This window comes from Ectopseudomonas toyotomiensis (assembly GCF_017167985.1).
Classification (GTDB): domain Bacteria; phylum Pseudomonadota; class Gammaproteobacteria; order Pseudomonadales; family Pseudomonadaceae; genus Aquipseudomonas; species Aquipseudomonas toyotomiensis.
Genome location: NZ_CP070505.1, coordinates 3,614,504 through 3,629,038 on the forward strand (window position 1 = coordinate 3,614,504; position 14,535 = coordinate 3,629,038).

The following is a 14,535-nucleotide window of genomic DNA, read 5'->3' on the forward strand; positions in this document are numbered from 1 at the left end:
CGTCAGTTCTGCGGATAGATGTCGCGAGCGGCCTGACGCACGGCAGCGATCAATGATGGCAAGGCCGGGTTGTCGTTGTCGTCGCGCCAGACCAGATGCAGCTCCCCGCATACGCCCTTGGGTAGCGGTAGCTCGCGGAAACGTACCTGCTCGAAGCGAATGGCGCTGGCGCTACGTGGTACCAGTGCCAGCCCCATGCCGGCATTGACCAGCGACAGGATGGTCAGGGTCGAGCCCAGCGCCTGAACGAATTCAGGCTGGATGCCGCTGGCGCGAAACAGGCCGGTGTGCAGCTCGTTGAAGGGCTGCCAGGCGGTATGCGCGTAAAGAATGAAAGGCTGACCATGGAGCATCTCCAGGGTCGGCCTTTCGTGCTGCGCCAGTGGATGCGCGGCGGGCGCGGCCAGCACGAAGGGTTCGCGCAGCAGGCATTCGCTGACCAGCCCGGGTTGCTGCAAGGGCGCCCGTACGATAGCCAGGTCCACGCGCCGTGCGCGCAATGCCTGCACTTGTTCGAAGGTGCTCATTTCCAGCAAGGCGATATCGACGCCAGGGCGCTCACGTTTGGCCGCAGTTATCGCGCGTGGCAGCACGTCATACACCGCGCTGGCGACGAAGCTAATGGTGAGTGCGCCACTTTCGCCGATGGCGGCCAGTCGGGCGCTTTGCGCGGCACGGTGGGCCTGATCGAGCAGCGCCTGGGCTTCGACGAAGAAGGCGCGGCCAGCCGCCGTCAAGGCAACCGAGCGAGTGCTGCGGGTGAACAGCGTCACGCCCAATTGATGTTCGAGCAGCTGGATCTGCCGACTCAGCGGTGGCTGGGTCATGTTCAGGCGCTCGGCAGCGCGACGGAAATTCAGCTCGGCGGCCAGGGTGGTGAAGCAGCGCAGTTGGGCCAGGTCGAACATTGATTCATTCCGGGTATCAATCTAGTGGTTGATTAGATTAGACCTGGATCAATGAGCGCGTCCATTATCCTGCTCAAGCCGCTTCAGTTGGCGTTGTAGAGGGCTAGCAGGCCGTTGAAAAACGTAGGCGAGGCAGCCAGTGCAATACCGATGGCGGCCCGCAAAAACAGGCGAAAAAAGCACTGGGCCCGCATTCGGGTTTACGAGCTGTAAATGAGCATTTTGATCGGACTCGCGCACGAGCCTGTTTTTAACGCAGCAATGGCAACGCAGGTAGTTTTTCAACAGCCTGCTAGAGGCACAGAGGTGGGAGTCAGAAAAGAACCGCCCCCGGGCAGAGGGGGCGGCATGGTGGAGGGGATCAGGTACGCAGGATCTCGTTGATCGCGCTGGGTTTGGGACGTAGCGCGCTGAACACTTGCCAAAGCACGAACGCCAGGGCCAAGCCGAGGAAGGTGCCGGCAATCGGATTGGTGAAAAACTCGGCGAAGCTGCCGTCCGACAGCATCAGGCCACGACGCAGGTTGGTTTCTGCCATCGGGCCGAGGATGAAGCCGATGATGAATGGCGCCGCTGGCATGCCGGCCTTGACGAAGGCGTATCCGAGCAGACCGAACAGCAGGATCGACCAGACGTCGAACAGGCGGCTGGACAGGCCGAACGCACCGACCACGCACAGCACCAGAATGATCGGCAGCAGGATGTGCTTGGGTACGTCGAGCAGCTTGATGAACAGGCGCAGGCCGTAGAACTCCATGAACAGCATCATGCAGGTAGCAACGATCAGCGCGGCGAAGATGGTGTACACCAGCGGGCCCTGGCTGATGAACAGCAGCGGGCCTGGTTGGATGCCGTGGATCAGGAAACCGCCGAGCATGATCGCGGTGACGGTGTCCCCGGGGATGCCAAGGGTCATCAGCGGCATCATGGCGCCGCCGATACCGGCGTTGTTGGCCGTTTCGCTGGCGACCACGCCGCCGATATTGCCCTTGCCATAGGTGTGACCGTCTTTCGCGCGTTTCTTGGCGATAATGTAGGACACCAGGTTGGAGGTACCGGCGCCGATACCCGGCAGGATGCCAATGCCCAGACCGATGATGCCGGAGCGACCGGCGTTCGGCAGTTGCTCGCGGAATTCTTTCAGCGAGAAGCCGAAGCCCTTGATGTTCTTCATGCTCACCGACCTGGCCTTGCCCTGCACGGCATGACGCCCGGTTTCGGCGAGCTTGATGATCTCGGCCACGGCGAACATGCCGATCATCACCGTGAGCATGGAGAAACCGCCGTTGAGCTCACTGACACCGAAGGTGAAGCGGCGCACTGCCTCGACCGGGGCAATGCCGACGGTGGATACGGCAATACCCAGCGCACCGGCGAACAGGCCCTTGACCATGGAACCGGCCGACAGGGTGGCGATCAGGGTCAGGGAGAACACCGCGATGGCGAAGTATTCATGCGGGCCGAAGCTCAACGCCACCTTGGCCAGCTGCGGGGCGATGAACATCAGCGCGACGATACTGAAGATGGTACCGAGAAAGGAGAACACGATGCCCACGCCCAGCGCCTTGACGCCATGACCCTGTTCCATCAGCGGGCCGCCGTCGAATACCGTGGCGATCGATGAAGGCGTTCCCGGAATCTTCAGCAGGATCGCCGAGATCAGGCCTCCAGACGTGGCGCCGATGAACAGCGCGACCAGCAGTGACAGGCCGGCCTGCGGGCCCATGGTGAAGGTCAGCGGCAGGCACAGCGCCACGGCCATGGTGGCCGACAGGCCGGGCACGGCACCGAAGACGATGCCCATGGCCACGCCGACGGCCATCAGCATCATGATGTTGAGTGAAAAGACGGCACCGAAGCCTTGCTGCAGTAATTCGAGCATGGTCGATCCTCAGATGAAGTTGTTCAGCAGGCCAGCGGGCAGCATCAGGTCGAAGGCCTCGCGGAACAGCAGGAAAATGAGCGCAGAGCAGATGACGGCGATCAGCAGATAGGTCAGGTGTCTGGCTTTCTGGTTTACCGGCGTCAGCACGAGGAACTGCAGATAGAGGTAAACCACGGTCATGATCGGGAAGCCCACAGGGCCGAGCAGAGCCATGTAGCCGAGGATCAGGCCGAGGGTCTTGAGGACGGTCTTGGGTTCTATGACGTCGGCAGGTTGCTCTTCAGCTTCTGTCGGCACCGGGCTTGCGGATTCGGCGGCAGCCTTGGGTTTGGCAAAGGCGCTGATCAGTTGCATCACGCCCAGCAGCGACAGTAGCCCGGCCAGCAGCTTGGGCACGGTGGCCGCATCGACGCCATCATGCCCGGGCAGCTGTTGTGCCAGTACCAGATAGGCAAGGCTGGCGCCGAGCATGGCAAGGCCGATGATCAGTTCTTTCTTGTTCAGGGTGTTCATCGTGTACCTCGATGTTCTGAGGTGCTGCGCCGGTCCGAATCGATCGGGCCGGCGCTGCGTTGTGGCTTACTTGGCCTTGCGCAGTTCATCCTTGAACTGCATGAAGTCTTCGCGGGTCTTGGCCAGAATCTGCTTGGCCTCTTCGGTGCCGTAGAACGCGACCGGTTGCTTGAATTTCTTCAGGTCTTCGGCGTAAGCAGGTTGCTCGGTGATCTGCTTCATGATGTCAGACATCTTCTTCACGATCGCCGGGTCGGTGCCTTTCGGGAAGGCCACTACGTAGGGCTTATCCATGGTGATGTCCAGGCCTTGCTCCTTGAGGGTCGGGACCTCGCCGAGCATGGCGTTGCGTTCGTCGTTGGGCTGGCCCAGCGCGACCATCTGCCCGCCCTGCACATAGTCCTGTACGGAACCATAGGTGATGGCGCCCATGTCCAGACGACCGCCGAGCATGCCGACCACGCGGTCGGATACGGTGCCCCCGTCAACCATCTTCAGTTTGGCGCCGGTGAGTTTCTCCAGCATCAGGCCCTGGATGTGCGAGAAACTGCCCATCTCGGTGCCATAGGTGATGCTGCCGGGGTTGGCTTTCGACTTGTCCACCAGGTCCTGCATGCTGGTCACGCCGGACTGTTTGGAGGCGACGAATACGGTGCTCTTGTCGACGCCCGCGATGCAGGCGACATCGAAGGTCTCGTAGCTGTCTTCGGTCAGGCCGGCCACTTCGTTGACGATCAACTGACCCGGATGGGTGAAGAGGATGGTGTTGCCATCCGCGGCTGCGCCCTTGACCTGTTCGGCCGCCAGGGTGCCACCGCCGCCAGCGACGTTGGTCACCACCATGGTCTTGCCGGTGATCTCGTTGAAGTACTTGGCCATCATGCGGGCGTTGAAGTCGGTGTCGCCGCCGGGGTTGGCGATCACCACCACCTGCACCGGACGAGTCGGCCATTTGACCTCATCGGCGAAGGTGGCGGAATGAGTGGCCAGGGCACCCATACCGACCAGGGCAGAAAGGAGGGAGGCGCGGAATGTTTTTTTCATTGGAATACTCCGGGTTGGGATGAAAGCCGCGCGAGTCAGTCGCGGCCGAGGCTGGGACGTTTCGGGTCGTACTGCCAACCCGGAACCAGGTACTGCATGGCCATGGCGTCGTCACGCGCGCCGTTGGCCACCTTCTTGTAAAGCTCGTGAGCGGCCATGATCCGCTCCATGTCCGGCTCGATACCGAGGCCGGGCTTGTTGGGAACCTCCACCTGGCCGCCGATGATATGCAGCGGCTCGCGGGTCAGGCGCTCTTCGCGTTCCTGCCAGATCCAGTGCGTGTCGATGGCGGTGACGCGGCCAGGCACGGCCGCGGCGGCATGAGTGAACATGGCCAGGGAAATGTCGAAGTGGTTGTTCGAATGCGAGCCCCAGGTCAGGCCGAATTCCTCGCACACCTGGCCCAGGCGGACGGCGCCCTGCATGGTCCAGAAGTGCGGGTCGGCCAGCGGAATGTCCACCGCCTCCAGGCGCAGCGAGTGGCCCATTTGCCGCCAGTCGGTGGCGACCATGTTGGTGGCGGTAGGAATGCCGGTGGCACGCTTGAACTCGGCCATGATCTCGCGGCCGGAATAGCCGTTCTCCGGGCCGCAAGGGTCTTCGGCGTAGGCCAGCACATGGTTCTGGCCTTGGCACAGGGCGATGGCTTCATCCAGTGACCAGGCGCCGTTGGGGTCCAGGGTGACGCGTGCATCGGGGAAGCGCGCCTTGATCGCGCGGATCGCGTCCATCTCCTCGGCGCCACGCATCACCCCGCCCTTGAGCTTGAAGTCGTTGAAGCCGTAGCGTGCATGGGCGGCCTCGGCCAGGCGGGCGACGGCCTGCGGTGTCAGCGCGGCCTGATGGCGCAGGTGATACCAGTCATCCGCCGAGCCTTTGCCGGCGAGGTAGGGCAGGTCGGTACGCTGGCGCTCACCGATATAGAAGAGGTAGGCGAGCATCGGCACATGATCACGTTGCTGGCCGCTGCCGAGCAGTTCGCAGACCGGCACATTCAGATGTTGGCCGAGCAGATCGAGCAGGGCAGCCTCGACCGCGGTGATCACGTTGTCCAGGCGCAGATTGATTTCGTGGGGCTGCTTGAGCACGCGTGCTTCGGATTCGGATGTGACCTGATGCTGGGTGGTCTGAGGCCCTTTGGCCGGCCCGGCGATGGCCTGGCGCAGACTATTGAGTATGCGGTTGTAGCGGCCGACCGATTGCCCGATCACCAGCTCGCGGCAGCGTTCCAGTGCCTGACGGATGCCTTCGCCACCGGGGACCTCGCCACAGCCGATGTGCCCGGTATTGTCCTTGAGCAGCACCAGATTGCGCGTGAAGTAGGGGGCGTGTGCGCCACACAGGTTGAGCAACATGCTGTCATGGCCGGCGACCGGGATGACCTGCATCTCGACTATCTGAGGTGTGCTGTTGCGGGAGGCTTCGTACATCTTGGCAGGGGCTCCAGACTTGGTGCGGCCCTCGGCCGCAATGGCGAAGGTACGGTTCAGTCTTGCACCGGGATCATCAGGCGATCCGCGCTGCAATGGATGAGAGCATGGGCAAAGATGGCGACGAAGCCAGTGCAGGCAGTGCTGTGCTGGCGAGCGCTGGCATCGATGTGGCGATGCGCAGGTTGGCAGCATGTAGCGGCAGTGAAGGTCTGTGACATGACCTGGCCTCGTTTGTTTTTATTGGAATGTCATAGGTTGTCGTATGACTTGGTGAAATTAGTACCAGCCTGTTCCTGACCTGTCAACGCCGCTCATGGCTAATGATGATTGCGCTGCCATTTCTTCTGGCGTGATCATGGAGCCTGCTCTAGTCTGAGCTTTGCGCTTGTGTAGCGGTTTTCCGGCGAGGTGGGCGAGGGCGGGTAAATCTTCGACGAACGGACGATATAAAAACTGGTGTTTTTTTTATTGTTGTACGATAACGTATCTCTACAGCTGCGGCTGACGCTATTCCTCACAACTCGCTTTACTAGGGTGTTCGCATAATGAATCCACAAGAACTTAAGTCCATCCTCTCCTCTGGTCTGCTGTCTTTCCCGGTGACCGACTTCGATGCCGCCGGTGATTTCAACCAGGCTGGCTACGTACGCCGCCTCGAGTGGCTGGCGCCTTACGGTGCTTCCGCTTTGTTCGCTGCCGGCGGTACTGGCGAGTTCTTCTCCCTGGCGCCGGATGAATACAGCGCCGTGATCAAGACTGCCGTGGATACCTGCGAGAAGTCCGTACCTATCCTGGCTGGCGTTGGCGGCCCGACCCGCGTGGCCATCCAGATGGCGCAGGAAGCCGAGCGCCTGGGCGCCAAGGGCCTGCTGCTGCTGCCGCACTACCTGACCGAAGCCTCGCAGGACGGTGTTGCCGCTCATGTCGAGCAGGTGTGCAAGTCGGTGAACATCGGCGTGGTGATCTACAACCGTAACGTCTGCCGCCTCAATGCCACTCTGCTGGAGCAACTGGCCGAGCGCTGCCCGAACCTGATCGGCTACAAGGATGGCCTGGGTGACATCGAGCTGATGGTGTCGATCCGTCGCCGCCTGGGCGAGCGCCTGACCTACCTCGGCGGCCTGCCGACCGCTGAAGTCTACGCTGCGGCTTACAAGGCCCTGGGTGTACCGGTCTACTCCTCGGCCGTGTTCAACTTCATCCCGAAAACCGCCATGGCCTTCTATCGCGCCATCGCCGCGGAAGATCACGCCACCGTTGGCAAACTGATCGACGATTTCTTCCTGCCGTACCTGGACATCCGCAACCGCAAGGCCGGCTATGCCGTGAGCATCGTCAAGGCCGGTGCCAAGATCGTCGGTTACGACGCCGGTCCGGTACGTGCTCCGCTGACCGATCTGCTGCCGGACGAGTACGAAGCCCTGGCCAAGCTGATCGAAGCGCAAGGCGCGCAGTAACACCGTAGATGGCCGCTCGCCTTGGCGAGCGGCCCAGTTGCGCTCCGGCAGGCCGGGCGCGAGTGCGTTGAACCATTGTCGAACCCGCATAAGAACAACAGGGTAACGCTCATGACTTCACAGATTTCTGCCGCTGTCGGCACTCCGCTGATCACCGAGCTGCAAGTCGTACCGGTCGCCGGTCAAGACAGCATGCTGCTCAACCTGAGCGGAGCCCACGGCCCGTATTTCACCCGCAACATCCTCATTCTCAAGGACAGCGCCGGCCATGTCGGTGTCGGCGAAGTCCCTGGCGGCGAGGGCATTCGCAAGACCCTCGAAGACGCTCGCTCGATCCTCGTCGGCCAACCGGTCGGCAACTACAACGCATTGCTCAATCAGGTACGCCGCGCCTTCGCCGATCGTGATTCCGGCGGTCGCGGCCTGCAGACTTTCGATCTGCGCATCACCATCCACGCCGTCACCGCGCTGGAGTCCGCGTTGCTCGACCTGCTCGGCCAGCACCTCGGTGTGCCGGTGGCTGCACTGCTAGGCGAAGGCCAGCAGCGCGATGCGGTGGAAATGCTCGGTTATCTGTTCTTCGTCGGTGACAAGGACAAGACCGATCTCGGCTACCGCGACGAGCGAGATGCCGATGACACCTGGGAGCGAGTTCGTAACCAGACCGCGCTGACCCCGGAAAGCATCGTCCAACAGGCCGAGGCCGCGCATGCGCGCTATGGCTTCAACGACTTCAAGCTCAAGGGCGGCGTGCTGCATGGCGAAGCCGAAGTCGAGGCGATTCGTGCCCTGGCTGCGCGTTTTCCCAATGCTCGCGTGACGCTCGACCCCAATGGCGGCTGGTCGCTGGATCAGGCCATCGCCCTGTGCCGTGACCTGCATGGCGTGCTGGCCTATGCCGAAGACCCGTGCGGCGCCGAGAACGGTTACTCCGGTCGTGAGGTGATGGCTGAGTTCCGCCGTGCCACCGGCCTGCCCACTGCGACCAACATGATCGCTACCGACTGGCGGCAGATGGGCCACACCATCTCCCTGCAATCGGTGGATATCCCGCTGGCCGACCCGCACTTCTGGACCATGGCCGGTTCCGTACGCGTGGCGCAGATGTGCAACGACTGGGGCCTGACCTGGGGCTCGCACTCCAACAACCACTTCGACATCTCCCTGGCCATGTTCACCCATGTCGCCGCGGCGGCGCCGGGCCGAGTTACCGCCATCGATACCCACTGGATCTGGCAGGACGGCCAGTATCTGACGCGCAACCCGTTGCGCATCGAAGGTGGCCTGGTCCAGGTGCCGAAAACGCCGGGTCTGGGCGTTGAGCTGGATTGGGATGCGCTGGCCAAGGCGCACGAGCTGTACCAGGTCAAGGGCCTGGGCGCGCGTGACGACGCAGTGGCCATGCAGTATCTGATTCCGGGCTGGACCTTCAATAACAAGAAGCCCTGCCTGGTGCGTTGAGCTAAGTCCGACGTCGTTCCGTGATCCTACTGTCCCGTAGGGTGGGCCAAAGCCCACCCTACGGATTGATGACCTTGTCTGACGCGGAACGCCGGCCGGCCCACCCTAGAGGCTGAACCTTTCCTTCTGTCTCACGAGCCTTGCCGATGCCAGATGCCAAACCGGGTCGTGTGCGCTACAGCATTCTGCTGATGCTGTTTCTGGTCACCACCATCACCTTCGCTGATCGCTCCAGCCTCTCCGTCGCCGGTTCGGCGATGCAGGCCGGGCTGGGCATCGACGCGGTGACGCTCGGCTATATCTTTTCGGCATTCGGTTGGGCCTACGTGATCGGGCAGATTCCCGGCGGTTGGCTGTTCGACCGCTTCGGCACCAAGCCGGTCTATACCCTGGCGCTGTTCATCTGGTCGGTATTGACCTTGCTGCAAGGCTTTGTCGGCTGGCTGCCGACCACCTGGGCGGTGACCTCGATGTTCCTGCTGCGGCTGCTGGTGGGCTTTGCCAGCGCGCCGTGCTTTCCCGGCAACGCGCGGATCATCGCCTCCTGGTTTCCCACCGCCGAGCGCGCTACTGCCACGGCCATCTCCAGTTCGGCGCAGTACGCCGCCACGGCGTTGTTCGCACCGTTGATGGGCTGGGTGGTGCAAACCATGGGCTGGCAAGCGGTGTTCATTGTGCTCGGCTGCCTGGGCCTGGCGCTGTCGTTCGTTTGGCTCAAACAGTTGCACGGCCCGCGTCAGCACCCGCGTATCGACGCGGCCGAGCTTGCTCACCTGGAACAGGGCGGGGCGCTGATCGATCTGGAAGGGCAGCGTGGTGGCAGTGGCGGTTCGCAGTGGGGCTACCTGGGGCTGCTGCTGCGCCAGCGCACCATGATCGGCATCTACCTTGGCCAGTATTGCAACAACGCCATTACCTACTTCTTTCTGACCTGGTTTCCGGTCTACCTGGTGCAGGCGCGCGGCATGAGTATTCTCGGTGCCGGGTTTGCCGCCGCCTTGCCGGCCATCAGCGGGTGTGTCGGTGGCGTGCTCGGCGGGCTGCTGTCCGATGGCATGCTGCGCCGTGGTCATTCACTGACCCTGGCGCGCAAGCTGCCGATGGTGCTCGGCTTGCTGCTGTCGAGCGCCCTGGTGCTGTGCATTTTCGTCGAGAGCGACACCGCCGTGGTGGCGCTGATGGCCCTGGCTTTCTTCGGCAAGGGTCTTGGCTCGCTGGGCTGGACGCTGGTGGCCGACACCTCGCCCCGGCAGATCCTCGGCTTGTCCGGCGGGCTGTTCAACACCTTCGGCAACCTGGCAGCGATCACCACACCTATCGTTATCGGCTACCTGGTCAGCCGTACCGGATCATTCGATTGGGCATTGGCCTATGTCGGCCTCAATGCCTTGCTGGCGGTCGTGAGCTTCGGCCTGATCGTCGGTCGTATTCACAGGGTCGAGCTGGACGCCACGTCCGGCTCGGCTTCCTGAGCGCACAACAGGAGCACGCAGCATGCAGTTGATTCCCCATCAGGATTCGCCCCGCTATATCCGCCTGCACCCGACCGACAACGTTGGTGTGGTGGTCAATGACCAGGGCGTTGCCGCAGGCGGCCAGTTCGACGATGGCCTGACGGCTATCGAAGGTATCCCGCAGAGCCACAAGGTGGCGCTGGTGGATATCGCCGAAGGGCAAGAAGTGGTGCGTTATGGCGAGGTCATCGGCTATGCGCTGAAACCCATTGCCGCCGGCAGTTGGGTCACCGAGCAGGTGCTGCGCATGCCCGAGCCGCCGGTGCTGGACAACCTGCCCAAGGCGACCATCAAGACCTCGCCCGGCGAGCCGCTGGAAGGCTATACCTTCGAGGGCTTCCGCAACCCGGACGGCAGCGTTGGCACCCGCAATATCCTCGGCGTTACCACCACCGTGCAGTGCGTGGTCGGCGTGCTCGATCACGTGGTCGAGCGCGTGCGCAAGGAAGTCTTGCCCAAGTACCCCAACGTCGACGACGTAGTGGCGCTGTCGCATAGCTACGGCTGCGGCGTGGCGATCAACGCGCCGGACGCCGTGGTGCCGATCCGCACCCTGTACAACATCAGCCGCAACCCCAACCTGGGTGGCCAGGCGCTGGTGATCAGCCTCGGCTGCGAGAAGCTGCAGGCCAACCAGTTGATGGATGGCGACCAGCTCACCAACGGCATGGACGAGGAAGACTGGCTGTTCCGTCTGCAGGATTCCGGCACCGGCTTCACCGGCATGGTCGAGCAGATCATGGGCATGATCGAGGAGCGCTTGAAAGTGCTCGACCAGCGTCGTCGCGAGACCGTGCCGGCTGCCGAGCTGGTGGTCGGCATGCAGTGCGGCGGCAGCGACGCCTTCTCCGGTATCACCGCCAACCCGGCCCTTGGCGTGGCCGCCGACCTGCTGGTGCGCGCCGGCGCCACCGTGATGTTCTCCGAAAACACCGAAGTGCGTGACGGCATCCACCTGCTCACCCCGCGCGCCGCCAGTGTCGAGGTGGCCGATGCGCTGATTCGCGAGATGGACTGGTACGACCGCTACCTGCAGCGCGGCATGGCCGACCGCAGCGCCAACACCACGCCGGGTAACAAGAAGGGCGGGTTGAACAACATCGTCGAGAAGGCCATGGGTTCGATCGCCAAGTCCGGCAACAGTCCGATTGCCGGCGTGGTCGCGCCGGGCGAGCGTATTCGTGGCAAGGGTCTTTGGTTCTGCGCCACGCCGGCCAGCGACTTCATCTGCGGCACGCTGCAGCTGGCGGCGGGTATGAACCTGCACATCTTCACCACCGGTCGTGGCACGCCTTATGGCCTGTCCATGGTGCCGGTGATCAAGGTGGCCACGCGTACCCAGCTGGCCGAGCGCTGGCCAGATCTGATCGACGTCGACGCCGGGCAGATCGTTTCCGGTCGCATGACGCTGGAGGAAATGGGTTGGCACATCTTCCAGCTCTATCTGGACGTGGCCAGCGGGCGCAAGCAGACCTGCGCCGAGCACCTGCGCCTGCACAACGACCTGGTGCTGTTCAACCCGGCGCCGGTGACCTGAGATGAGCAGCATGTCCGATAGTCTGCTCCAGGCATTGCGCGAGGCGGTCGGCGAGGCTGGCCTGATCACTGACGTCGAGCGCATGCAGAGCTACCTCAGCGACTGGCGCGGCGCCTACCGTGGCCAGGCGGCTGCGGTTTTGCGTCCGGCCTCGACCGAGGAGGTTGCTGCGGTGGTACGCCTGTGCGCGCAGGCCGGCGTTGCCCTGGTGCCACAAGGTGGCAATACCGGCCTGTGCGGCGGCTCGATTCCGGACGATACCGGTTCGCAGATCGTGCTATCGCTGACGCGCATGAAGCGCATCCGCGAAGTGGACGTGGCCAACGCCACCATCACCGTCGAAGCGGGGGTGATCCTGCAGCAGCTGCAGGAGGCCGCCGCCGAAGTCGGCCGGCTGTTCCCGCTGTCACTGGGCGCCGAGGGCAGCTGCACGGTAGGCGGCAACCTGGCAACCAATGCCGGCGGCACTGCGGTGCTGCGCTACGGCAATATGCGCGACCTGGCCCTGGGCCTGGAGGTGGTGCTGCCCGATGGGCGCATCTGGGACGGCTTGCGCGGGCTGCGCAAGGACAATACCGGCTACGATCTCAAGCACCTGTTCATCGGCAGCGAGGGCACCCTGGGCATCATCACCGCTGCCGTGCTCAAGTTGTTCCCTGCTGTGCGCAGCCTGACCACCGCCTGGGTAGCGCTGCCCGGCCCGCAGGCGGCCGTCGAGCTGATCGGGCAGATGCGCGGTCTGTGTGGCGACCGCCTGACCGGCTTCGAGCTGATGTCGCGGCAAAGCGTCGAGTTCGTCCTGCGTCATGTCGCCGGTGTCAGCGATCCGTTCGCCGACGCGCATCCCTGGTACGTGCTGATTGAGCTGAGTGACACCCAGCCCAACGCGCCCTTGAACGAGTTGCTGGAAGAGGGCCTCGGCGCTGCCTTCGAGCATGGCCTGGCGCTGGATGCCGTGGTCGCCGCCAGCGATGCGCAGGTACGCGCCTTGTGGGCGTTGCGCGAGGGCATCTCGGAAGCGCAGAACCACGAGGGGCCGAGCCTCAAGCACGACATCAGCGTGCCGGTCAGCCGTATTCCCGACTTCATCGCGCTTACCGATGCTGTATTGCAGCAGGCGTTTCCCGGTGTGCGCATCGTGGCCTACGGGCACGTTGGCGATGGCAACCTGCACTACAACATCAGCAAGCCAGTCGGCGCCGCGGATGCTGCGTTCAAGGCGCAGGCCGAAGCGATCATGCGCCTGATCTACGACCAGACCCTGCACTATGCCGGTAGCATCAGCGCCGAACATGGCCTGGGCCAGTCCAAGCGCCTGGCCGCGCAGCACTACAAGGCGCCGCTGGAGCTGGAGTTGATGGCCCGCGTCAAGCAGGCGCTGGATCCGGCCGGGCTGATGAATCCGGGCAAATTGCTGTAACAGGCCGTTGAAAAACGTAGGCGAGGCAGCCAGTGCAAGGCAAATGCAGGCGAAAAAGCGGAGTTTACGAACTGTAAATGAGCATTTTGATCGGACTCGCGCACGAGCCTGTATTTAACGCAGCAATGGCAACGCAGGTAGGTTTTCAACAGCCTGGTAAGTCGTACATTCGAGACAGGAGGTTCCATGAGCAAACCCAAGGTGCTGCAGATCGGCCCGCTGAGCGAGCGTTTCAACCGCGAGCTGGCCGAGGAATACGAGGTCAGCGCGCTGTGGCAACAGGCCGAGCCGCTGGCGTTCCTGCGTGAGCAGGGTGAGCAGTTCATCTACATGGTGTCCTCGGCACGTTTCGGCTGTACGGCTGACCAGCTCGCGCTGCTGCCGAATCTGCGTGCCATCTGCAGTTTCGGCGTGGGCTACGACCCCTATCCGCTGGAGCTGCTGCGGGACCGTGGCATCGTGCTCAGCACCACGCCGGACGTGCTCAACGACTGCGTGGCCGATCTGGCCATGGGCCTGATGATCGATAGCGCGCGGCGCCTGTCCGAGGCTGATCGCTTCGTGCGCAGCGGCGCCTGGAGTAGCACCACGGGCTTCCCGCTGGCGCGTCGAGTAAGCGGCAAGCGCCTGGGCATCGTCGGCCTCGGCCGCATCGGCGAGGCGGTAGCCATGCGTGCGTCGGGGTTCTCCATGCCGGTGCGTTACCACAATCGCCGTGCGGTCGAAGGCAGCCCTTACCAGCACGAACCCGATCTGCTGGCGCTGGCGCGCTGGGCGGATTTTCTGGTGCTGACCTGTCCGGGCGGCAAGGCCACCCATCATCTGATCAACGCCGAGGTGCTCGAAGCGCTGGGGCCGGATGGCTTTCTGATCAATGTGGCGCGCGGTTCGGTGGTCGATGAAGCGGCGCTGATCGCTGCACTGCAGCAGCAGGTCATCGGGGGTGCCGGACTGGATGTTTTCGAGCGCGAACCACTGGTTCCGACGGCGCTGCACGAGCTGGACAACGTGGTGCTGCTGCCGCATGTCGGCAGCGCCAGTGTCGAGACGCGTCAGCAGATGGCTGATCTGGTACTGGACAACCTGCGTGCCTTTATCGCCACCGGCAAGCTGCTTACGCCGCTGTAACCCATTCGTGTGGCGCGTCCGTCGCCACGCTTATCGCCGTAACGCCACAAGCGCTACGGCCGTTTCTCCCTAAACCTCACCTGCAGCACCGGCGCGCCACAAGCGCGCCGGGTTATCCCACTCTGCCTTGGGTAGGGAGCTTTGTGCGCACCAAGACAGGTACGTTACTCAGCGCGTACGGCGCACCCTACCGGCCCGAGGCTTTTCTACTGCGCACCAATAATGCACTTGCCTT

At 63.2% G+C, this 14,535-nt stretch carries 12 protein-coding genes; 6 read left to right on the plus strand and 6 right to left on the minus strand.

All coding sequences use genetic code 11. From position 1 onward, the window contains the following. Positions 1–2 precede the first annotated feature (2 nt). From JWV26_RS16580 to JWV26_RS16605, 6 genes are all read right to left on the minus strand, one after another. A complete protein-coding gene (locus JWV26_RS16580) occupies positions 3–908 on the minus strand; it encodes a LysR family transcriptional regulator (protein WP_074913306.1) in 906 nt (301 codons plus the stop codon). 361 nt (positions 909–1,269) lie between these two features. Next, positions 1,270–2,790 carry a tripartite tricarboxylate transporter permease gene (locus JWV26_RS16585; protein ID WP_072422847.1) on the minus strand — a complete coding sequence of 507 codons (1,521 nt, stop codon included), beginning with the start codon at positions 2,788–2,790 and terminating at the stop codon, positions 1,270–1,272. A 9-nt stretch (positions 2,791–2,799) separates the two neighbouring features. Further along, positions 2,800–3,306 (minus strand): tripartite tricarboxylate transporter TctB family protein, encoded by a 507-nt coding sequence (locus JWV26_RS16590; RefSeq protein WP_074913304.1) that lies wholly within the window; start codon positions 3,304–3,306, stop codon positions 2,800–2,802. A 66-nt stretch (positions 3,307–3,372) separates the two neighbouring features. Then, positions 3,373–4,350: a tripartite tricarboxylate transporter substrate binding protein gene (locus JWV26_RS16595; protein WP_072422844.1), complete on the minus strand. Its 978-nt coding sequence runs from the start codon at positions 4,348–4,350 to the stop codon at positions 3,373–3,375. A 35-nt stretch (positions 4,351–4,385) separates the two neighbouring features. Beyond that, positions 4,386–5,780: an enolase C-terminal domain-like protein gene (locus tag JWV26_RS16600; protein WP_074913302.1), complete on the minus strand. Its 1,395-nt coding sequence runs from the start codon at positions 5,778–5,780 to the stop codon at positions 4,386–4,388. Between the two features lie 56 nt (positions 5,781–5,836). Further along, positions 5,837–6,001: a hypothetical protein gene (locus tag JWV26_RS16605; RefSeq protein ID WP_162843926.1), complete on the minus strand. Its 165-nt coding sequence runs from the start codon at positions 5,999–6,001 to the stop codon at positions 5,837–5,839. Positions 6,002–6,328: 327 nt separating this feature from the next. On the opposite strand from JWV26_RS16605, the gene kdgD reads away from it, so the two are divergent. The 6 genes from kdgD (at position 6,329) to JWV26_RS16635 (ending at position 14,300) form a co-directional block, all read left to right on the plus strand. After that, positions 6,329–7,240: a 5-dehydro-4-deoxyglucarate dehydratase gene (kdgD, locus tag JWV26_RS16610; protein WP_072422841.1), complete on the plus strand. Its 912-nt coding sequence runs from the start codon at positions 6,329–6,331 to the stop codon at positions 7,238–7,240. A 111-nt stretch (positions 7,241–7,351) separates the two neighbouring features. Further along, positions 7,352–8,701 (plus strand): glucarate dehydratase, encoded by a 1,350-nt coding sequence (gene gudD / locus JWV26_RS16615; RefSeq protein WP_206417364.1) that lies wholly within the window; start codon positions 7,352–7,354, stop codon positions 8,699–8,701. A gap of 146 nt (positions 8,702–8,847) precedes the next feature. Beyond that, positions 8,848–10,173, plus strand: a complete 1,326-nt coding sequence (locus tag JWV26_RS16620; RefSeq protein WP_206417365.1) for an MFS transporter — start codon at positions 8,848–8,850, stop codon at positions 10,171–10,173. A gap of 22 nt (positions 10,174–10,195) precedes the next feature. Further along, positions 10,196–11,752: a galactarate dehydratase gene (gene garD, locus JWV26_RS16625; RefSeq protein WP_074913297.1), complete on the plus strand. Its 1,557-nt coding sequence runs from the start codon at positions 10,196–10,198 to the stop codon at positions 11,750–11,752. A 1-nt stretch (position 11,753) separates the two neighbouring features. Further along, on the plus strand, positions 11,754–13,172 hold the full coding sequence (locus JWV26_RS16630) for an FAD-binding oxidoreductase (protein WP_206417366.1): 1,419 nt from the start codon (positions 11,754–11,756) through the stop codon (positions 13,170–13,172). Positions 13,173–13,358: 186 nt separating this feature from the next. After that, positions 13,359–14,300: a 2-hydroxyacid dehydrogenase gene (locus JWV26_RS16635; protein WP_196456888.1), complete on the plus strand. Its 942-nt coding sequence runs from the start codon at positions 13,359–13,361 to the stop codon at positions 14,298–14,300. Positions 14,301–14,535 lie beyond the last annotated feature (235 nt).